The sequence below is a fragment of the Streptomyces avermitilis MA-4680 = NBRC 14893 genome (assembly GCF_000009765.2).
Classification (GTDB): Bacteria; Actinomycetota; Actinomycetes; order Streptomycetales; family Streptomycetaceae; genus Streptomyces; species Streptomyces avermitilis.
This window is the reverse complement of sequence record NC_003155.5, coordinates 4,459,939-4,479,057: the sequence shown is the minus strand read 5'-3', so window position 1 is coordinate 4,479,057 and position 19,119 is coordinate 4,459,939. Positions and strand designations below refer to the sequence as shown.

General features: G+C 70.9%; 17 protein-coding genes and 1 pseudogene. 8 read left to right on the top strand and 10 right to left on the bottom strand.

Going from position 1 to position 19,119, the window contains the following annotated elements; all coding sequences use genetic code 11:
- Positions 1-46 precede the first annotated feature (46 nt).
- Positions 47-3,352, bottom strand: coding sequence for a S41 family peptidase (locus SAVERM_RS18695; RefSeq protein ID WP_010985051.1), 3,306 nt, complete (start codon positions 3,350-3,352; stop codon positions 47-49).
- 186 nt (positions 3,353-3,538) lie between these two features.
- Between SAVERM_RS18695 and SAVERM_RS18690 the strand changes: the two genes are divergently transcribed.
- A complete protein-coding gene (locus SAVERM_RS18690) occupies positions 3,539-4,129 on the top strand; it encodes a TetR/AcrR family transcriptional regulator (RefSeq protein ID WP_010985050.1) in 591 nt (196 codons plus the stop codon).
- 129 nt (positions 4,130-4,258) lie between these two features.
- A complete protein-coding gene (locus SAVERM_RS18685) occupies positions 4,259-6,484 on the top strand; it encodes an MMPL family transporter (RefSeq protein ID WP_010985049.1) in 2,226 nt (741 codons plus the stop codon).
- 82 nt (positions 6,485-6,566) lie between these two features.
- Here the strand turns inward: SAVERM_RS18685 and SAVERM_RS18680 are convergent, their stop codons facing one another.
- Complete coding sequence (locus SAVERM_RS18680; RefSeq protein ID WP_242432312.1) at positions 6,567-7,277, bottom strand: hypothetical protein; 711 nt, start codon at positions 7,275-7,277, stop codon at positions 6,567-6,569.
- A 3-nt stretch (positions 7,278-7,280) separates the two neighbouring features.
- On the opposite strand from SAVERM_RS18680, the pseudogene SAVERM_RS18675 reads away from it, so the two are divergent.
- The 5 genes and pseudogenes from SAVERM_RS18675 to SAVERM_RS18655 form a co-directional block, all read left to right on the top strand.
- Positions 7,281-7,862 (top strand): annotated as a pseudogene (locus SAVERM_RS18675) (DUF5753 domain-containing protein); the annotation flags it as partial.
- Positions 7,859-8,047: a DUF397 domain-containing protein gene (locus SAVERM_RS18670; protein ID WP_010985046.1), complete on the top strand. Its 189-nt coding sequence runs from the start codon at positions 7,859-7,861 to the stop codon at positions 8,045-8,047. The pseudogene SAVERM_RS18675 and the gene SAVERM_RS18670, both read left to right, overlap by 4 nt.
- A gap of 64 nt (positions 8,048-8,111) precedes the next feature.
- Entirely contained in the window at positions 8,112-8,630 is a 519-nt protein-coding gene (locus tag SAVERM_RS18665; RefSeq protein ID WP_037645178.1) for a YbaK/EbsC family protein, read from the top strand.
- Complete coding sequence (locus SAVERM_RS18660) at positions 8,627-9,472, top strand: DMT family transporter (RefSeq protein WP_010985044.1); 846 nt, start codon at positions 8,627-8,629, stop codon at positions 9,470-9,472. The genes SAVERM_RS18665 and SAVERM_RS18660 overlap by 4 nt, the downstream gene beginning before the upstream one ends.
- 98 nt (positions 9,473-9,570) lie before the next feature.
- Positions 9,571-9,846 carry a DUF1876 domain-containing protein gene (locus SAVERM_RS18655; protein ID WP_010985043.1) on the top strand — a complete coding sequence of 92 codons (276 nt, stop codon included), beginning with the start codon at positions 9,571-9,573 and terminating at the stop codon, positions 9,844-9,846.
- A gap of 44 nt (positions 9,847-9,890) precedes the next feature.
- Here SAVERM_RS18655 and SAVERM_RS18650 read toward each other — a convergent pair whose 3' ends face one another.
- The 6 genes from SAVERM_RS18650 to SAVERM_RS18625 all read right to left on the bottom strand — a co-directional run bounded on the left by SAVERM_RS18650 (position 9,891) and on the right by SAVERM_RS18625 (position 14,805).
- Positions 9,891-11,051 carry a serine hydrolase domain-containing protein gene (locus tag SAVERM_RS18650; protein ID WP_037644813.1) on the bottom strand — a complete coding sequence of 387 codons (1,161 nt, stop codon included), beginning with the start codon at positions 11,049-11,051 and terminating at the stop codon, positions 9,891-9,893.
- Between the two features lie 73 nt (positions 11,052-11,124).
- Positions 11,125-11,571 (bottom strand): organic hydroperoxide resistance protein, encoded by a 447-nt coding sequence (locus tag SAVERM_RS18645; RefSeq protein WP_037644815.1) that lies wholly within the window; start codon positions 11,569-11,571, stop codon positions 11,125-11,127.
- Positions 11,572-11,725: 154 nt separating this feature from the next.
- The gene (locus SAVERM_RS18640; RefSeq protein ID WP_010985040.1) at positions 11,726-12,187 is read right to left on the bottom strand and encodes a MarR family winged helix-turn-helix transcriptional regulator; all 462 of its coding nucleotides are present in this window, start codon (positions 12,185-12,187) and stop codon (positions 11,726-11,728) included.
- The gene (locus SAVERM_RS18635) at positions 12,184-12,999 is read right to left on the bottom strand and encodes an energy-coupling factor ABC transporter ATP-binding protein (RefSeq protein WP_202497452.1); all 816 of its coding nucleotides are present in this window, start codon (positions 12,997-12,999) and stop codon (positions 12,184-12,186) included. The genes SAVERM_RS18640 and SAVERM_RS18635 overlap by 4 nt, the downstream gene beginning before the upstream one ends.
- A complete protein-coding gene (gene cbiQ, locus SAVERM_RS18630) occupies positions 12,987-13,748 on the bottom strand; it encodes a cobalt ECF transporter T component CbiQ (RefSeq protein ID WP_010985038.1) in 762 nt (253 codons plus the stop codon). The genes SAVERM_RS18635 and cbiQ overlap by 13 nt, the downstream gene beginning before the upstream one ends.
- A gap of 1 nt (position 13,749) precedes the next feature.
- Positions 13,750-14,805: an energy-coupling factor ABC transporter permease gene (locus SAVERM_RS18625; RefSeq protein ID WP_010985037.1), complete on the bottom strand. Its 1,056-nt coding sequence runs from the start codon at positions 14,803-14,805 to the stop codon at positions 13,750-13,752.
- A 164-nt stretch (positions 14,806-14,969) separates the two neighbouring features.
- Here SAVERM_RS18625 and SAVERM_RS18620 point away from each other — a divergent pair, with 164 nt between their 5' ends.
- Complete coding sequence (locus SAVERM_RS18620; RefSeq protein WP_010985036.1) at positions 14,970-15,311, top strand: SsgA family sporulation/cell division regulator; 342 nt, start codon at positions 14,970-14,972, stop codon at positions 15,309-15,311.
- Positions 15,312-15,355: 44 nt separating this feature from the next.
- Here the strand turns inward: SAVERM_RS18620 and SAVERM_RS18615 are convergent, their stop codons facing one another.
- Positions 15,356-17,029, bottom strand: a complete 1,674-nt coding sequence (locus SAVERM_RS18615; protein ID WP_010985035.1) for a penicillin-binding transpeptidase domain-containing protein — start codon at positions 17,027-17,029, stop codon at positions 15,356-15,358.
- Positions 17,030-17,122: 93 nt separating this feature from the next.
- Positions 17,123-18,754 (bottom strand): penicillin-binding transpeptidase domain-containing protein, encoded by a 1,632-nt coding sequence (locus tag SAVERM_RS18610; protein WP_010985034.1) that lies wholly within the window; start codon positions 18,752-18,754, stop codon positions 17,123-17,125.
- Positions 18,755-19,119 lie beyond the last annotated feature (365 nt).

Genomic DNA, 19,119 nt, shown 5'->3' with positions numbered 1-19,119 from the left:
GAAGGGGTGTCCCCTGACGAGGGGGCACCCCTTCCTTCTGCCTTGTTCATCGTCTCGGCGGCAGCTTCGGCCGGGTGTGGACCGGGACGTCGTGGTGGTCCGGAGGCGTGGCCGCCGGATGGGTGCGGAGCAGGTCCTGGGCCAGCTGGATCGCGTCGTCCATCTGGGCATGGCGGCCCTCCGCCCAGTCCAGGGGCGTGCGGAGGATCTCCAGGTCCGGGGCGACGCCGTGGTTCTCGATGGACCAGCCGTACTCCTCGAACCACGCCGCGTTCATCGGCACCGTGATCACCGTGCCGTCGCCGAGGCGGTGCCGGCCGGTCATGCCGACGACGCCGCCCCAGGTGCGCTGCCCCACCACCGGCCCCAGCTTCAGCAGCTTGAACGCCGCCGTGATCATGTCGCCGTCCGAGGCCGTCGCCTCGTCGGCGAGGGCGACCACCGGACCGCGTGGCGCGTTCGACGCGTACGACACCGGCTGGGCGTCGCGCGTGAGGTCCCAGCCCAGGATCTTGCGGGTCAGCTTCTCGACGACCAGCTCGCTGATGTGCCCGCCCGCGTTGCCGCGGACGTCCACGATCAGCGCGGGCCGCGACACCTCCATCCGCAGGTCCCGGTTGAACTGGGCCCAGCCCGAGCCGCCCATGTCCGGGATGTGTAGATAGCCGCAGTGGCCCCCGCTCAACTCCCGTACCACCTCGCGCCGTTTGGCCACCCAGTCCTGGTAGCGCAGCGGCCGCTCGTCGATCAGCGGGACCACGGCCACCCGCCGTGGGGGCCCGTCCCCCTCCGCGGGGGCGAACGTCAGCTCCACCGTCGTACCGCCCGCCCCCGCGAGCAGCGGATACGGGCCCGTCACCAGGTTCACCGGGCGCCCGTCCACATGCGTCAGCATCGCGCCCTCCCTGATCCCCGTACCGGCCAGCGGCGAGCGGGCCTTGGAGTCGGAGGAGTCGCCGGGCAGGATCCGCTTCAGCATCCAGCCACCCTCCCGGCGGACGAAGTTGGCGCCCAGCAGCCCCTGCCAGCGCTGGTAGTGCCGCGGCCCCTCGTTGCGGCGGGCGGGGGTCACATACGCGTGCGAGGTGCACAGCTCGCCCAGCACCTCCCGCAGCAGATCCGCGAACTCGTCGGGCGACGCGACCCGTTCGACCAGCGGGCGGTACTGGTCGAGGACCGCGTCCCAGTCGACGCCGGACATACCGGGGTCCCAGAAGTACGCGCGGGTGATCCGGCCCGCCTCCGCGTACGCCTGCCGCCACTCCGCCCCCGGATCCACCTCGTGCATGATGCGCCGCAGGTCGATCCAGACGGTGGTGTCGCCGTCCCCGGACTCGGTGGAGGGCACCGCCCGCAGATCTCCTTCGTCCACGACCACCAGCCGTGACCCGTCCCCGCTCACCGCGAACCAGTCCAGGTGGCCGACGAGTTCGGACTTCTTCGCCTTGTTGATGTTGAAGTACTCGAGGGTCGGCCGGCCGCTGGTGTCGTCGGGGTTCGCGAAGGTCTCGCCGAGCGCGCCCGAGATCGGCCACCGCAGCCACACCAGGCCGCCGCCCGCGACGGGATACAGCGCCGAGTACTTCGACGCCGTGACCGGGAAGGGCGTGACCCGGCTCTCCAGTCCCTCCAGCTCGACGGTCACCGCGCCGTCGCCGCTCTCGTCCTCGACCGGATCGAGACCGCCGGCCACCGGCCGCCCCTCCGGGTTCAGCGCGAACGGGGAGAGGGTCGCCGAGGACAGCGGCACCAGGTACGGGCGGCAGCCCAGCGGGAACGACAGATCCCCGGTGTGCACGTCGTACACGGGGTCGAAGCCGCGCCAGGAGAGGAAGGCCAGATACCGTCCGTCCCGGGTGAACACCGGATTCTCGTCCTCGAAGCGCCCGTTGGTGACATCGACGATCAGCCGGTCCTTTATCCGCGCCATCTTGATCTGCCGCAGCGACCGCCCGATGCCCGGATGCGACCACGTCAGCCACGCCCCGTCCGGGGAGAAGGCGAGATCCCGCACCGGCCCGTTGATCGACCGGATCAGCTCGGTGACCTCGCCGTCCGGCTCCCCGCTCTCCACGGCGTCGGCCCCGGCCTCCTCGCCGGCGGCCTCGGACACCGTGATGAGCAGCAGCCGCCCGTCGTTCGAGGCGATCGCGAGCCGTTCGCCCCGCGGGTCCGCCGCCAGTTCCTGTACGCGGCCGAGCCGCCCCGAGGCGAGGCGGCGCGGCTCGCGCTCGCCGGAGACCCTGGGCAGATGGGCGATCTCGACGGCGTCCTCGCCCTCCGCGTCCGTGATGTACGCGACCTGACCGCCCGAGCCGAGCATCTCGGGCAGCCGCACCCGCACCCCCGGCGTGTCCGTGATCGTGCGCGCGGGTCCGTCCCGGTGCGTGAGCCAGTACAGACTGCCGCGTACGACGACGGCGCTGGCCCGGCCCGTCTCGTCCACGGAGATCCCGTCGACGTGCTGCGCGGCCGGCACCTGGTACGTACGGCGTCCGGCCCGCGGCCCGCCGAGCCGCACGTCGAGCCGGCGGGGCACCGAGTCGGGGGACAGGTCGTCGACGATCCACAGGTCACCGGCGCACTGGTACACGACCCGGGTGCCGTCGCTCGACGCGTGCCGCGCGTAGAACGCGTCGTGGTCCGAGTGGCGCCGCAGGTCCGAGCCGTCGTAGGCGCACGAGTAGAGGTTCCCGATGCCCTCGTGGTCGGAGAGGAACGCGATCCGGCCGCCCACGAACAGGGGGCTGTCGAGGTGCCCGTCGATGTCCGCGAGGAGCCGCTGTCCGTGCAGCCAGAGCCGCCCCGTCGCGCCGCCCCGGTAGCGCTTCCAGGAGGCCGGTTCGTGCGGTGGGGTGCCGGTGAGCAGCAGGGTCTTGCGCTCGCCGTCGATGTCGGCGACCGCGATGTCGGAGACCGGGCCCCAGGGGAGCCGGCCGCCGGGGTCGCCGTCGGTGGGGACGCAGTAGGCCCAGGTGAAGTAGGAGAAGGGCTCGCCGTGGGAGGCGACGGCGAGGATGTCGCTGTGCCCCTCCTTGTCGGGCGGCGACCAGCCGCACACCCGGGTGTCGGTGCTGCCCCAGTAGGTGAGCCGCCGGCCGGGGCCGCCGTCCACCGGCGCCAGGTGGATCTCCGGGACGAGGCTGCGCCAGCTCGTGTACGCGATGTGGCGGCCGTCGGGCGAGAAGCGCGGATGGCCGACCTTGGTGCGGTCGACGGTGATCCGCCAGGCCCGCCCCGCTCCGTCGAGGGGGGCCAGCCACAGGTCGTCCTCGGCCGCGAAGCACAGCCGCGCGCCGTGGAGATGCGGGAAGCGGAGATAGCCGGGGACGTTCTCGGACTCGGGGTTCACCTAACCCATGCTTTTCCGCGCGACGGGCCCCGGCAACTTGTGAAAACATGTGCGTGACCCACGACACGTACGAAACGGTTTCGTTTCGCTCGCTCTCGGGGTATCTTCAGGAAGGTACGAGGAAGACGTACGGGTAGACGTACGCAACCGGAAACCGTGTCGTTCGAAGCAGGAGAGGCGAGTGCGATGACTGAGACCGCAACGGTGCGCCGCAGTCGGATCACGCCCGAGCGCGAGGCCGAGCTGTACTCGGCGGTGCTCGACCTGCTCCGGGAAGTCGGCTACGACGCCCTGACCATGGACGCCGTGGCCTCCCGCACCCGGTCCAGCAAGGCCACTCTCTACCGCCAGTGGGGCGGCAAGGCCGAGCTGGTGGTGAAGGCGCTGCGGCACCAGAAGCACTCGCATTTCGGCGAGGTCGACACCGGCTCGCTGCGCGGTGACTTCCACGCCCTCGTGACGCGGGAGAACAACTGCGAGATGGAGCAGAACTCCGCGCTCATGCGGGGTCTGGCCGTGGCGGTGCACGCGAACCCCGATCTCCTGGACGCTTTCCGGGACCTGATCATCGATCCCGAGACGAACGAGATGCAGCGACTGCTGCAACGCGCCGTCGACCGGGGCGAGATCAGAGCGGACAACCCCGCGACGCAGTACGTGCTGCACATGCTGATCGGTGCCTTCGCGGCCCGCACCCTGATCGACGAACTGCCTCCCACGCAGGAATTCCTCACCTCGTACGTCGACGCCGTGGTCCTCCCCGCCCTCGGCGCCTGATTCCCTGCTTCCCCTCTCTCCCCTCCCTCCCCGCGCATTCCCTGCTCCACCTGACGCGACCGCTCACGTCGTCGGGCTGATGACCCCTGCCCACACGCACCTCCACGACCTGACCGGGAGTACGCCCTCGTGGCCACGTTCCTCTATAAAATCGGCCGGTTCGCCTTCAGGCGACGGCACTTCGTCGCCCTGATATGGGTGGCGCTGCTGACGCTCGCGGGTGTCGGCGCCGCCTCCGCGCCCACCGCGGGCTCCAGCTCGTTCTCGATCCCCGGCACCGAGGCGCAGAAGGCCTTCGACCTGCTGGAGAGCCGTTACCCGGGCATGAGCGCCGACGGCGCGACCGCACGGGTCGTCTTCCGGGCGCCGAGCGGCGAGAAGATGTCGGCCGCGGCCAACAAGGCGGCCGTCAAGAAGACCGTCAAGGCGCTGGGCGACGGCTCGGAGGTCACCTCCGTCACCGACCCCTTCAAGACGCACTCGCTCTCCAAGGACGGGGCGATCGCGTACACGCAGGTGCGCTACGACGTCTCCGGCATGGAGCTGAAGGACGCCTCCAAGGACGCCCTGAACGAGGCGGCGCAGGAGGCGCGGGACACGGGCCTGACCGTGGAGGTCGGCGGTGACGCGCTCCAGGCGGCACCCGAGACCGGGTCCACCGAGGTCATCGGCATCGCGGTCGCCGCGGTCGTCCTCGTCATCACCTTCGGCTCGCTGATCGCGGCCGGGCTGCCGCTGCTGACCGCGCTGATCGGCGTGGGCATCGGCGTCTCCACGATCACGGCACTCGCGAAGGCGCTCGACCTGGGCTCCACCACCTCCACGCTGGCGATGATGATCGGCCTCGCCGTCGGCATCGACTACGCCCTGTTCATCGTCTCCCGCTACCGGGCCGAACTGGCCGAGGGCAGGGAGCGCGAGGAGGCGGCGGGCCGGGCGGTCGGCACGGCGGGTTCCGCGGTGGTCTTCGCCGGTCTCACGGTCGTGATCGCCCTCGTCGGCCTGGCCGTGGTCAACATCCCGATGCTGACGAAGATGGGTGTCGCCGCGGCGGGCACGGTCGCCATCGCCGTACTGATCGCGCTGACGATGATCCCGGCGCTGCTCGGCTACACGGGCAGGATGGTGCAGCCGGCGGGCAAGAAGAGCAAGCTGCTCGGCGGCGGGCGCGCGGCGAAGAAGCCGGCCAGGCCGAACATGGGTACGCGCTGGGCGAGCTTCGTCGTCCGGCGTCCGGTGGCGGTCCTGCTGCTGGGCGTGGTCGGGCTCGGTGCCGCGGCCGTGCCCGCCACCTCGCTGGAGCTGGGCCTGCCGGACGACGGTTCGCAGCCGACGTCCACGACGCAGCGCCGGGCCTACGACCTGCTGTCGGACGGCTTCGGCCCCGGCTTCAACGGTCCGCTGATGGTCGTCGTCGACGCCAAGTCGAGCACCCACCCGAAGGCGGCCGTCACCAAGGTGACGGACACCGTCAAGGACCTCAAGGGCGTCGTGTCGGTGACTCCGGCGACGTACAACAAGGCCGGCGACACCGCGATGATCACGGTCGTCCCCGACTCGAAGCCGTCCTCCGTGAAGACCGAGGACCTGGTGCACGCCATCCGTGACGCGGGCGGCGAGATCAAGGCCGGCACGGACGCGGAGGTGCTGGTCACCGGCACGACGGCGATGAACATCGACTTCTCGCAGAAGCTGAACGACGCGCTGGTCCCGTACCTGGCGCTCGTCGTCGGCCTGGCGTTCCTGCTGCTGATCGTGGTCTTCCGCTCGGTCCTGGTCCCGTTGAAGGCGGCCCTCGGCTTCCTGCTCTCGGTGATGGCCGCGCTCGGCGCCGTCGTCGCGGTCTTCCAGTGGGGCTGGCTGGCCGGCCTGATGGGCGTCGAGGAGACCGGCCCGATCATGTCGATGATGCCGATCTTCATGGTGGGCGTCGTCTTCGGCCTCGCGATGGACTACGAGGTGTTCCTCGTGACCCGGATGCGCGAGGCGTACGTCCACGGGGAGAAGCCCGCCCAGGCGATCGTCACGGGCTTCAAGCACGGCGCACGGGTGGTCACGGCCGCGGCCGTCATCATGATCGCCGTCTTCTCCGGCTTCATCGGCTCCAGCGAGTCGATGATCAAGATGATCGGCTTCGGGCTCGCGATCGCCGTCTTCTTCGACGCGTTCGTGGTCCGCATGGCGATCGTCCCGGCGGTGCTCGCGCTGCTGGGCAAGCGGGCCTGGTGGCTGCCGAAGTGGCTGGACCGCGCGCTTCCCAACGTGGACGTGGAGGGCGAGGGCCTGCGCGCCCACGACACCGACCGGCCCAAGGACGGGGACGCGGACGAGGACCGGAAGCTGGCACGGGTCTGAGCCGTCCGTAGCTGTCCGTAGACGCTGACAGGGCGCCCCACGCTGGTGGGGCGCCCTGTCTTGCCTCTGACGTGGCCTGTTCTTACTGCTCCTGGTCGGACAGGTCTTCCGCGAACACCTCGGCGATGGAGGCAGCGGTGATGGCGCGGTCGAACCAGAGGGTGAGGGCGTCGAGGTCGTCGCAGGAGGTGATGCGCTCGCGGTCGGTGTCAGCGACGGGGATGCCGCGGCGGTCGAGGATACGCAGTATGTCGGCGGCCCGGCCCTTGGCCTCCCCTTCGGCCCGGATCTCCTGGGACAGCGATGACGTGAAGAACGAAGTATCGACGGCCACGAGGTCCCTCCAGATTTTGGCGGCCCAGGTCTTGTCCAAGCCTTGAGATGTGAGTTCTACGAAGATCGTTGCGGTCTCCGGGTCGAGGACTTCCAAGCCCTTCAAGGCCGCTGCCAGCGCTTTCAGTATCGCATCGATACCCCGGTCTCGGCCGTGCAGCATGGCGGAGAGGACGGCCAGCGGGATGTCGCGGGCGGCTTCGGCCGGGGCGCTGACCATAGGCACGTTGTCCGGCCCCAGGACCAGGGGACGCACCGTGAGGGCGGGCCACTCTGGCGGTCCGATATCCACAGGGAGGGCAGCCCAGGCGGCGGTGTTCCGGTCCTGGCAGACGACGAGGAGTACCGGGGGCAGCTTGTACTTGGCGTACAAGTGGGCCAAGTAGTAGGCCCAACTGTGGGGCTTGTCCAGATCCTTCTTTCCTTGCGCCTCGACGGCAAGGAGGAAGTCGCCCTCCACCGTCTGGAGAAGGCCCGGTATCCGAAGAAGGTGCGCGAGCTGGCGCAGCTGGAGGAGCGTGCGGTTGAGCTTCAGCTGTACGGCAACCACAACCTCCACGGGCTGTTGCAGACGCCGGAGTACGCACGGGCGCTGCTGGGGACACGGCGGCCCAAGCTGTCGGCGGGCGAGATGGAGCGGGCGTTGGCCGCACGGATGGCTCGTCAGTCCATCCTGGAAAAGGAGTCGGGTCCCGAACTCAGCTTTGTTCAGGAGCAGGTGACGCTCGAACGTCCGGTCGGGGGGAAAATGGTGCTGAGCCGACAGCTGGAACACCTCCTGGAGGTCGCCCGGTTGCCGAACGTCGAACTCCAAGTGATGCCGACCGCACGCGCGGAGCACCCGGGTACGGGCGGTCGGATCCAGGTACTGAAGTTCGCGGACGGCACGGGAGCCGGGCGCACCGACGACGAGTTCGGCGGACGGCCGGTCTCCGACCCGAGGCAGCTCCGGATCCTCGAACTGCGGTATGGCATCATCCGGGCGCAGGCTCTCTCGCCAGGGGAGTCGCTGGACTTCATCGAGCAAGCGCTGGGGGAATTATGAGCACCTCGGAACTCCACTGGTTCAAGAGCAGCTACAGCGACAGCAGCAACCCAAGTGACTGCGTCGAAATAGCCACGACCCCCGCCACGATCCACATCCGCGACTCCAAGACCCCCCACACCCCCCATCTCACCCTGACGCCCGCCACCTGGACCGGCTTCCTCGCGTACGTGTCCGGGAAGTGACCGGCGGGCTCCGCGCGAGGAACCCGTTCGCGTGCCCGGTACACGCACCGCTAGCGTGCCGTGCATGACGACGTCGACTGCCACCGAAGGCACGGAAGACTCCGGCGCCCACCCCCGATTCACCGAGGCCCTGCGCGAGATGGGGCTCGGTGACCTGCAGACACGGATCCGGCGGTTCCCGGACGGCACCCGCACCGCCGCCGAGGCCGCCGCCGCGATCGGCTGCGAGCTGGACCAGATCTGCAAGTCGCTGATCTTCGCGGCGGACGGGGTGCCGGTGCTCGTCCTCATGGACGGGGCGTCGCGCGTCGACGTGGAGCTCGTCCGGCGGGAGCTCTGCGCCGCGAAGGTCACGCGAGCCAAGGCCGACCTCGTGCGGGAGACGACCGGGTACGCGATCGGCGGCGTCCCGCCCTTCGGGCACCGCACGAGGACCCGCGTCCTCGCGGACCGTTCGCTGCTGGAGCACGACACGGTGTGGGCCGCCGCCGGGACCCCCTACGCCGTGTTCCCGATGGAGCCCGAGGCCCTGATCGCCCACGCGGGGGCCGCCCTGGTGGACGTGCGCGAGCGCACCGCGTGACCCCGGCCGTCACGGCGGCCGTCCTGCTCGCCGCGGTCACCCACGCGAGCTGGAACGCGATCGCCCACCGCGTCACGGACAAGCTGGTCGGATTTACGCTGATCTCGGGCGGCGGCATGCTGATCGGCCTCGCGGCGATCCCGTTCGCGGCGCTCCCGGCGGGCGGGTCGTGGCCGTATCTGCTGATCTCCTGCGCCATCCACATCGCCTACTACGCGCTGCTGATGCGATCGTTCCGGCTGGGCGACTTCGGCCAGGCCTACCCCATCGCGCGCGGCACCGCCCCGCTCGTCGTCACGGTGCTGGCGGCGGTCTTCGCGCACGAGGTGCCGGACGGCTGGGCGGCGGCGGGCGTCGTCGTGTCGTGCGCGGGGCTGACGGGTGTGGCGCTGTGGGGCCTGCGCGGGCGCCGCCCGAACTGGGCGGCGATCGGCGCGGCACTGGCGACGGGGCTGACCATAGCGGCGTACACCGTGGTGGACGGCCTCGGAGTGCGCGCCTCGGGCTCGTCGTTCGGGTACATCGCGTGGCTGATGGCGATCCAGGGCGTGGTGATCCCGGCGTACGCGCTGTACCGCTGGCGCGGTGCGGCGGTGGGGCTGCTGCGGCCGGTCGCCGGGCTCGGCCTCGTCGGCGCGGCGCTGTCCGTGGCGGCGTACGCCCTGGTCCTGTGGGCCCAGACCCGGGCCGAACTGGCGCCCATCGCCGCCCTGCGCGAGTCCTCGATCATCGTGGGCGCGGCGATCGGGGCGGTCTTCTTCAAGGAGCGCTTCGGGGCGCCGCGGATCGCGGCGGCCGGCCTGCTGGTCGTCGGGATCGGCCTGATGCTGCACGCGGGCTGACCGCGCGTACTCGCCCGCGGCCACCGGCTCGGGCCCGCGCTGGCGCCGGACGCCACCCGAGGAGCACTCTGGAATTACCGGTTCCGGAGGTGATCGTCATGACGCACACCATTGTGGGATGGCATGTCGAGCTGGAATTCCAGGAGGACGACCAGCGCACCCGCGCGGCGGCCCTCGTACGGCTTCCCGACGGGAGCGAAGTACGGGCGCACGGCTACGCGAGCCGTCACCGTTCCGACGAGAATCAGCCGCGCGTCGGCGAGGAGATCGCGGCGGCGCGGGCGCTGAACGAGCTGGCGATGCAGCTACTGACCAAGGCGCACGACGAGATCGACGGCGCGTCGGGGCGGACGTCGCATCCGTTGACCCAGTAACGCGAACCCCGGTCCCGGTGACGCGAACCCGGTCCCGGTGACGCTCAGTTCCCCAGGGCCGCCCGTACCGCCCGTACCAGTGCCTGCGCCCGCGGGTCCGCCGTGACGCTCGTGCGGTAGCCGTTCGTCACATAGCCGAACGCTATGCCCGACTCGGGGTCGGCGAAGCCGAGGGGGCCGCCACGGCCCGGGTGGCCGAAGGAGGCCGGGGACAGCAGCGGGGACGCGCTGCCGTGCAGCATGTGACCGAGGCCGAAGCGGGTGTTCACGACCAGGACACGGTCGGGGCCCGCGGACCGCTCCGCGCGGGCCAGGGCGACCGTCTCCGGCCGCCACAGCCGTACGCCGTCCACCTCGCCGGTCAGCGCCGCGTAGAAGCGGGCCAGAGCGTCCGCCGTCGCGATGCCGTTGGAGGCGGGGAGGACGGCGGCGCGGTAGCCGGGGTCGTTCTCGTCCGGGAGCGGGGTGATCGCGGCGAAGGCCCGGCGGGTGAGGGAGGAGGGGTCCGCGTACGCCTGAGCGACCGCGCGCTTGGGGCGGGTGCGCAGGGCGCCGTCCGCCGCCGGAGCCTCGGTCTGTCCGCCCCGGCCGACCCGGTGGGCCCGCGCCGCCGGCAGCCCGACCCACAGGTCGAGACCCAGCGGCCCGGCGATCTCCGCCGCGATCCACTCGCCGATCCCGCGGCCCGTGACCCGGCGGACCAGCTCGCCCGTCAGCCAGCTGTACGTCTGTGCGTGATAGCCGTGGTCCGTACCCGGCTCCCAGGCGGGCGCCTGCGCGGCCACCGCGGCGGCGCCGAGGTCCGGGTCCGCGGCCTCGGCGGGCGTCAGCGGGCGGTCGAGGACCGGGACCCCGGCGCGGTGCGACAGAACATGGCTGACGAGCGTCCGTTCCTTGTGCTGCGCCTTGAACTCCGGCCAGTAGTGGCCCACCGGAGCGTCCAGGTCCAGCTCCCCGCGCTCGGCGAGCATCAGCAGGACGGCCGCGGCGACACCCTTGGTCGCCGAGCGCACGATCTGCGCGGTCCCCCGCTCCCAGCCCGCCGTACCGTCGACGTCCCGGGTGCCGCCCCACAGATCGACGACCCTGCGCCCGTCCCGGTACACGGCGACGGCCGCGCCCCGCTCCCCGAGCGTCTCGAAGTTCCGCGCGAACGCGTCCCTGACCGGCTCGAAGCCCTCGGCCACCGTGCCGTTCACATCCACGCCCGTGCTCCTTCCACCGTTCAACGACAGTGGATGCAACACACACCCGTCCCCGGCGATTCCTGAGCCGTGCCTAGCCCAGCACGATCGTGACCTCGATGTTGCCGCGGGTCGCGTTCGAGTACGGGCAGACCTCGTGGGCCGCGTCCACGAGCTTCGTCGCCAGGTCCTGGTCCACCACCGGCAGGGACACGCTGAGGGCGACCGCGAGGCCGTAACCGCGCTGCTTGTTGGGGCCGATGCCGACCTTCGCGGCGACCGTGGAGCCGGACAGGTCGTAGCCCTCGCGGCGGCCGACCAGCACCAGCGCGTTGTGGAAGCAGGCGCTGTATCCGGCCGCGAACAGCTGCTCCGGGTTCGTGCCGTCGCCGTTCCCGCCGAGCGCCGGCGGCATCGCGACCTTCAGCTCCAGCCGGCCGTCCTGGCTGGTGACGTAGCCGTCGCGGCCGCCGTGTGCGGTGGCCTCGGCGACGTACATGATCTTCGTCGGGCGGGTGTCGACAGCGGCACCGTCGATCATGGCAGGGCCTCCCCCAGGGCGGACAACGTGACGAACTACGGCAACACCGAAGTGCGCAAGTACATTGTGCACAAGGTACCGGCCGGTAGGCGCCCGTTCGCGGTCAGGGGTCGGCAACCGCGGGTAACCCGCGGCAGGTTGCGGGCGGGTCAGGTCAGCGGCTCTGTGCCGCCGCCGACTCCGCCCGTTCGGCCAGCCGCCACAGCTCTTCCCGCAGCGCTGCCACCTCGCCCCCGCGCAGTCCGGTCGCCGCCAGCAGCGCCTGCGGCACATGCGCCGCGCGCTCCCGCAGCTCCTCGCCCCGCCCGGTGACCGCCACGAGCACCGACCGCTCGTCGCGCGCCGAGCGCTCCCGGCTGACCAGACCCGCCGACTCCAGCCGCTTCAGCAGCGGCGACACCGTGCCGTAGTCGAGCCGCAGCGCGGCCGCCAGCTCCTTGACCGTCGTCTCGCCGCGCTCCCACAGGACCAGGAGCACCAGATACTGCGGATACGTCAGCCCGAGTTCGTCGAGAAGCGGGCGGTACGCGGCGGTCACGGCGCGCTGGGCCGCGTACAGCGCGAAGCACAGCTGATCGTCGAGCAGCAGTGACCCGGTGTTCTCTTGATTCGTCACGCGCCCATTGTCACGGAGCGCGGGTCGAAGCCGAAGGGCAACTCCAGACGGTGGGCCCGCATCAGCGTGTCGTCCGCGAGCAGCTCGCCCGTCCTGCCGTCCGCCGCGATCACGCCCTCGCTCAGGATCAGCGAACGCGGGCACAGCTCCAGGGCGTACGGGAGGTCGTGCGTGACCATGAGCACGGTGACGTCCAGCGACCGCAGGATGTCGGCGAGTTCGCGGCGTGAGGCGGGGTCGAGGTTGGAGGACGGCTCGTCGAGGACGAGGATCTCCGGCTCCATCGCGAGCACGGTCGCCACGGCCACCCGGCGCCGCTGTCCGAACGAGAGGTGGTGCGGCGGGCGGCCCTTGAACTCGGCCATGCCGACCTGGTCGAGGGCCCGGTCCACCCGGGCTTCCAGCTCCGCGCCGGTCAGCCCGGCGGCCGCCGGTCCGAAGGCCACGTCCTCCCGGACCGTCGGCATGAACAGCTGGTCGTCCGGGTCCTGGAAGACGATCCCGACCTTGCGCCGGATCTGGGCCATGTGCCGCTTGCCCACCGGCAGCCCGGCCACCGTCACGGTCCCCGCCCCGCCGGTGAGGATGCCGTTGAGGTGGAGCACGAGGGTGGTCTTGCCGGCGCCGTTCGGCCCGAGCAGGGCGACGCGTTCACCTCGTTCGACGCGGAAGTCCACGCCGAAGAGAGCCTGGTGGCCGTCGGGGTAGGCGAAGGCGAGGCCGGCCACGTCCAGGGAGGGCGCGCTCACGGGCGCGGGGGAGCCCACGGGCGCGGGGGAGTTCACAGGTTCGGGAGAGGTCACAGCGTCCATCCGAGCAGGCATACGACAAGGGCGGCGAAGGGGAGGGCGAGGGCGTACGACCACTGTGCCCGGGAAGCGGTCACCTCGTCGATGACCGGCATCGAACCGGCGTACCCCCGGCTGACCATGGCGAGATGGACGCGTTCCCCGCGCTCGTAGGAGCGGATGAACAGTGCCCCCGCGGACTTGGCGAGCACGCCCCAGTGCCGGATCCCGCGCGCCTCGAACCCGCGGGACTCCCGGGCGATCCGCATCCGCCGCATCTCGTCCGTGATGACGTCCCCGTAGCGGATCATGAAGGACGCGATCTGCACGAGGAGCGGCGGGAGCCTGAGCCGCTGGAGTCCGAGCAGCAGTTCGCGCAGTTCGGTGGTGGAGGCGAGCAGGACCGAGGCGGCGACGCCCAGGGTTCCCTTGGCCAGCACGTTCCAGGCGCCCCACAGGCCGTTGACGCTCAGCGAGAGTCCCAGCACGTCGACCCGCTCGCCCTCCGCCACGAACGGCATGAGCACGGCGAAGGCGACGAACGGGACCTCGATGAGCAGCCGCTTGAGCAGGAAGGGGGCGGGCACCCGGGCCCGGTGGGCGGCCACCGCCAGGAGCGCGGCGTACAGCGCGAACGCCCACATCGCCTCGCGGGGCGTCGACACGACGACGACCACGAAGGCGAAGGCGGCGGCGAGCTTGGTGTGCGGGGGCAGGGCGTGCACGGCGGAGTGCCCGTGCCGGTAGAGCTTGTGGGCGTGTCCCGCACCCATGTCAGACGCTCGTGTTCACGGGGGAGGCGTCGACGGTGCGCCGCCTGCGGACGGCCCAGAAGACGCCGGTGCCCGCGACGACGGTGATGCCGACGCCGATCACGCCCGCGAGACCGCCGGAGATCCGGGCGTCGGAGACGTCCTTGACGCCGTAGCCGGCGAGCGGGGAGTCCTCGGTGTGGTGCTTCTTGGCCTTGGCGTCGATGCCCTGGTCCTTGGCGACCTTCTCCAGGCCGTCGGGGCTGGCGGAGGCGTAGAAGCTGACGAACCCGGCGAGGACGAGGGAGGTGACGAGGCCGGTGATCCACACCTTGCGGTGCGAGGTGCGGGCGGCGACGGGGGTCGCGGGGGCGGCGGGCGCGGCGGGCGCGTCCACCAGATCGCCGCCGACCCGCAGCTTCAGACGCTGCTGGAGCCCGCGGGCCCCGTGGACGAGATCCGGCCGTACGGCGATGACGGCGCCGACGGTGAGGGCGGTGATCGCGGCCTCGCCGATGCCGATGAGCACATGCACGCCGATCATGGCGGTGGCGACCTTGCCGATCGCGATGTCTGTGGTGCCGCCGACCGCGTAGAAGAGGGTGAAGGCGACGGCGGCGGCCGGCACCGACAGCAGCGCGGAGACGAAGGCGGCGACCGTGACGGAGCGTCGCTTGCGGGGGAGCACCTTCACGAGGCCGCGGAAGACGGCGTAGGACACGACGGTCGTGACGATCGCCATGTCGGTGATGTTGACGCCGAGCGCGGTGAGACCGCCGTCGGCGAACAGGATCCCCTGCATCAGCAGGACGACCGACACGCACAGCACCCCGGTGAAGGGGCCGACGAGTATCGCGGCGAGCGCACCGCCGAGCAGATGTCCGCTGGTCCCGGCCGCGACCGGGAAGTTCAGCATCTGTACGGCGAAGATGAACGCGGCGACCAGACCGGCGAGCGGGGCGGTCCGCTCGTCCAGTTCACGGCGGGCACCGCGCAGGCTCACGGCGATGGCGCCGGCGGCGACCACTCCGGAGACCGCGGAGACCGGGGCGTTGATGAATCCGTCAGGCACATGCACCGTTCGATGATAGTGCCTTGTTGCGAATGCCTTGCAAGAGCGATGCGCTCACCAATAGCGGGCCGGGGCGGGCGAAGCCGTAATTGTCCGAGTATGCGACATTGGAGAAGTGAAGTAGCGGACCCACAGCCTCTGCTTAGGTTACAAAGCGTGAGGAGCTGTCGATGTCGGTCGTCGAACAGTACGCACGAGCCCATGTCGTCTCGGACGCCCCGGAAGCCCAGGACACCGTCCCGGTCGTCCTGCGCTACGACCCCGAAGTCGACCCCCGATCGGTCCGCATCGGCTTGCCCGGCCCGCACGAGTGGGCCTTCTCCCGCGACCTCCTGGAACGCGGCCTGCGCACCCCGACGGGCACGGGCGAGGTGCGCATCTGGCCGTGCGGCCGGGTCCAGGCGGTCATGGAGTTCCACTCGGCGCAGGGGGTGGCGGTGGTCGAGTTCGAGGCGAAGACCCTGTTCCGCTTCTTGCGCCGGACCTATCTGGCGACGCCCGTACCCCATTAGGGCCTCGGACCGGCCCCCTCAGGCCGGCCGCCCGCCTCGACCCGTCAGCTGCCCGCCCTGAGCAGTGCCGCCACGATCGGGCCCGCCGAGTCACCGCCGTGGCCGCCGGCCTGGACCACGCCCGCCGAGGCCAGGTCGCCCTTCCAGGCCGTGAACCAGCCGTTCGGCTGCTTCTGGTTGTCGACCTCCGCCGAGCCCGTCTTCGCGCCGTAGTCCGGGCCGAGCCCCGACATCGCCTGCGCCGCCGTGCCGGCCGCGGCGGTGTACTGGAGGACCTCCTTCAACTGCGCCCGCGTCGACGACGACATCGTGCGGGTCGTCTTCGCGAGCGCGCGGTCGTCCAGCGACGGCGACACCAGGTACGGCTGGTGGAAGACACCCGTCTTCGCCGTCGACACCACCGACGCCATGTTCAGCGGGTTCATGCGCACCCCGCCCTGGCCGATCAGCGAGGCCGCCATCTGCGCCGCGCTCTGCACCGGGACCGCGCCGTCGAAGGACGGGACCCCGATGGACCAGTTGTTCATGCTCAGGCCGTAGATCTGCTGCGCCACCGCCGTGAGGTCGCCGTCCTTCAGCTTCTTCGCCTGGCTGATGAAGGCCGTGTTGCAGGACCGCGCGAAGCTCGCCTTGAACGTGCCGCCCTTGATCTCGAACTTGTCGTCGTTCTGGAACTTCCAGCCGCCGTACGTCACGTACTTGGGGCACGGGTGCGTCTTGTCCGCCGACGCCAGGTTCTTCTCGAACAGCAGCGTCGACGTCACGATCTTCATCGTCGAGCCCGGCGCCAGCGAACCCTGGAGCGCCGTGTTGAAGCCGTGGGAGGAGTTGGCGAAGGCGAGGATCTCACCCGTCGACGGGCGCATGACCACGACCGACGCGCGCTCCTTCGTCGTCACCTGCTGCTCCGCCTTCGCCTGGAGCGTCGGGCTCAGCGTCGTCTTCAGCGTCCCCGGCGTCCCCTCGCTCAGCGTGACGAGCGTCTTGTCGGGGGTCTTGTCCTTGCCGGTCCCCTTCACCGCCTTGCGGACCACCCGCAGCTCGATGCCCGCCTTGCCGCCGGCCTTCTTGCCGTACTTCTCGCGCAGCCCGTCCAGCACCGAGCCCAGGGACGGGTACGTGGCCGTGGTCAGCTCGCCGCCGTCGCGGTCCAGGGCCTTGATCGGCGGCGTGCCCGCCTCGCCGGTCACGAGACGGTCGCCCGCACCGAGATCCGGGTGCACCACCGACGGCCGCCAGCTCACCAGCGGTACGCCGTCCTTGGCCCGCCGCACGACCGTCAGCTTCGACTCGTACGCGAGCGGCTTGCTCCGGCCCTTGTACGACACCGTCGCCTTGACGGAGAACGGGACCGACGCCCCCGAGCGCTTGCCGCGCGTCAGTGTCACGTCGGTGATGTGCGCGTCCTTGGTGTAGCCGGTCAGGGCCGTGCGCGCCGCCGCCGAGTCGTCGGTGGCGGCCGCGGCCCCGGTGACCTTGCCCCGCTGCCAGGCATTCAGGAACTCCGTGGCCGTCGTACGGATCTCCGTCGCCGACAGCGGGCCCGTCTTCACGGCCCGGTGGCGGGCCTGAGACGCGCGTTCCTCGGCCGCGGCCCCACTGCCGTACAGGCTGTAGGCACCGACCGCCCCGCCGACGGCGACGACGGCGATCAGCCCGCCGATGACGAGCGGACGACCGCTCCTGTTGCGCTCGGCGGCGCGCCTTCTCTTGCCCACAGCTCTGATTCCTCCGCTGTCCCCAGGCCCCCGGTACCCTCACGTTCCCAACGAGGAGCACCACCCTAGGGTCCCGCGGTGACACGGGTGACTTCAGCCGCCCGTTCGTAGCACAGCTGCGACGATCGGACCGGCCGCGTCGCCGCCGTGACCGCCCTCCTCGGTGGTGGCGGCCGCCGCGATGTCGTTCCGGTACCCGGTGAACCAGCTGTTGGACTTGGCCTGCCCGTCGACCTCCGCGGACCCCGTCTTCGCGCCGATGTCCCCGCCGAGCCCGGCCATCACGCCCGCGGCGGTGCCCTGGGTCGCGGTGAGGCGCATCATCGCCTTCAGCTGGGTGACCGTGTTCGACGCCAGGCCCTTGGCGGCGGCGAACTCCCGGTCGTCGAGCGACCTCGGGACCAGGTAGGGCTGGCGGAAGGCGCCCGTCATGGCGGTCGCCGTGACCGAGGCCATGTTCAGCGGGTTCATCTGGACCTCGCCCTGCCCGATCATGTTGGCCGCGGTGTTCGGGCCGCCGGAGGCGGGGACCGAACCGTCGAAGGAGATGATGCCGGTCTTCCAGTTGTCGCCGCCGAGCCCGAAGCGGTCCTCGGCCTCCTTGGTGAGCGAGTCGACCTTCACCTCGTCCGCGTACTTCACGAAGGCCGTGTTGCACGAGCGCAGGAAGCTGTTGGCGAGCGTCGCCTTCTCGTTGGGCTCCATGCCCGTGAGGTTGTGGAAGGTCTGGCTCTGCCAGGTCGCGGTGTCCGGGCAGGGGGCCGGACCGTTCATGGTCGCGATGCCGTTGTCGATCAGTGTCGCGGCGCTGATGATCTTCATGGTGGAGCCGGGCGCGAGCCGCCCCTCGAAGGCCGCGTTGAACGCGTCCTCGCGGTGGTTGGCGACCGCCAGCACCTCACCGGTGCTCGGCTTCACCGCGACCACCGACGACTCGGAGTACTGGGCCACCGCCTTCTCTGCCGCCGCCTGCGCGCTCGCGCTGAGCGTCGTACGCAGCTTGCCCGGAGTGCCCTTGGCGAGCGTCACGAGTGTCTTGTCGGCCGCGCCCTCGCCCGTGTGGTGGACCGACAGTTCGACCCCGGGTCTGCCGCCCGCCTTCTCGCCGTACTTCTCGCGCAGCGCGTCCAGGACCGGCCCGAGGGAGGGGTACTTCTTCTCGGTCAGGACGACGTCGTCGCGGTCCACGGCCTCGATCGGCGGGGTGGCCGCCTCGCCGGTGACCAGGGTGTCGTCCGCGGCGGTGAGGTCCGGGTGGACGAGGGCCGGCTTCCAGCCGACGAGCGCCCGCCCGGTGGTCTCACCACGGACGACGGTCAGCTCGGAGTCGTACGCGAGCGGCTTGCTCCGGCCCTCGTACGCCACCGTCGCCTTGACGGAGAACGGCACGGTGGTGCCGGACGGCGTGCCCGGCGTGATGTGCACCTTGGTGATGTGCGCTTCCGCGCGGTAGCCGGCCAGCAGACTGCCCGCCGCCACGGCGTCGTTGGTGTAGGAGGCCGCCGTCTCGGCGTCGCCCTTCGCCCAGGACGAGAAGAACTTGGCACTCGCCTCCTTGACCTCCGCGCCGCTCGGCGGCCCGCTCCTCGCGGCCTTGGTCTCGGGCGAGCCGCCCGCCCCGTCCCCGCTGAGCGCGGACACCACATTGAACGCCCCGTACCCGGCGCCCCCCACCATGACGGCGAACACCCCACCGACGATGGCGACCTTTGCCCCCTTGCGCATGTGCGCGATCCTCCCCGTTGTCGCCCCTGCGGGCGTTTCTGAACGTGTTCAGAAATTCTGGTCGTGCTCGCACTGTAGGCGTCCTGGGGGGCCGCTGTGAGGGGAGTTTCCGGAAGTTGTCCGAAGAGTGATCAGGGGGATGGTCGGAAACGGGCCAGATCCAGCCGCCCAGCCACATACATGAACGCACGCCGACGTCCGGCATCGGACCGCCGGTACAGCCTCGTACTGGGCTTACCGGGCTTACTGGGCTCGTACTGGGCCGTATTCGGCTGTTCGGCCAACGAAACGGGATGTCGTGCCGGGCGTCGCGAGCGTCAACAGTCCCCGAACTGTGATCATGGAGCGTTCCTTGCAGGTGATCG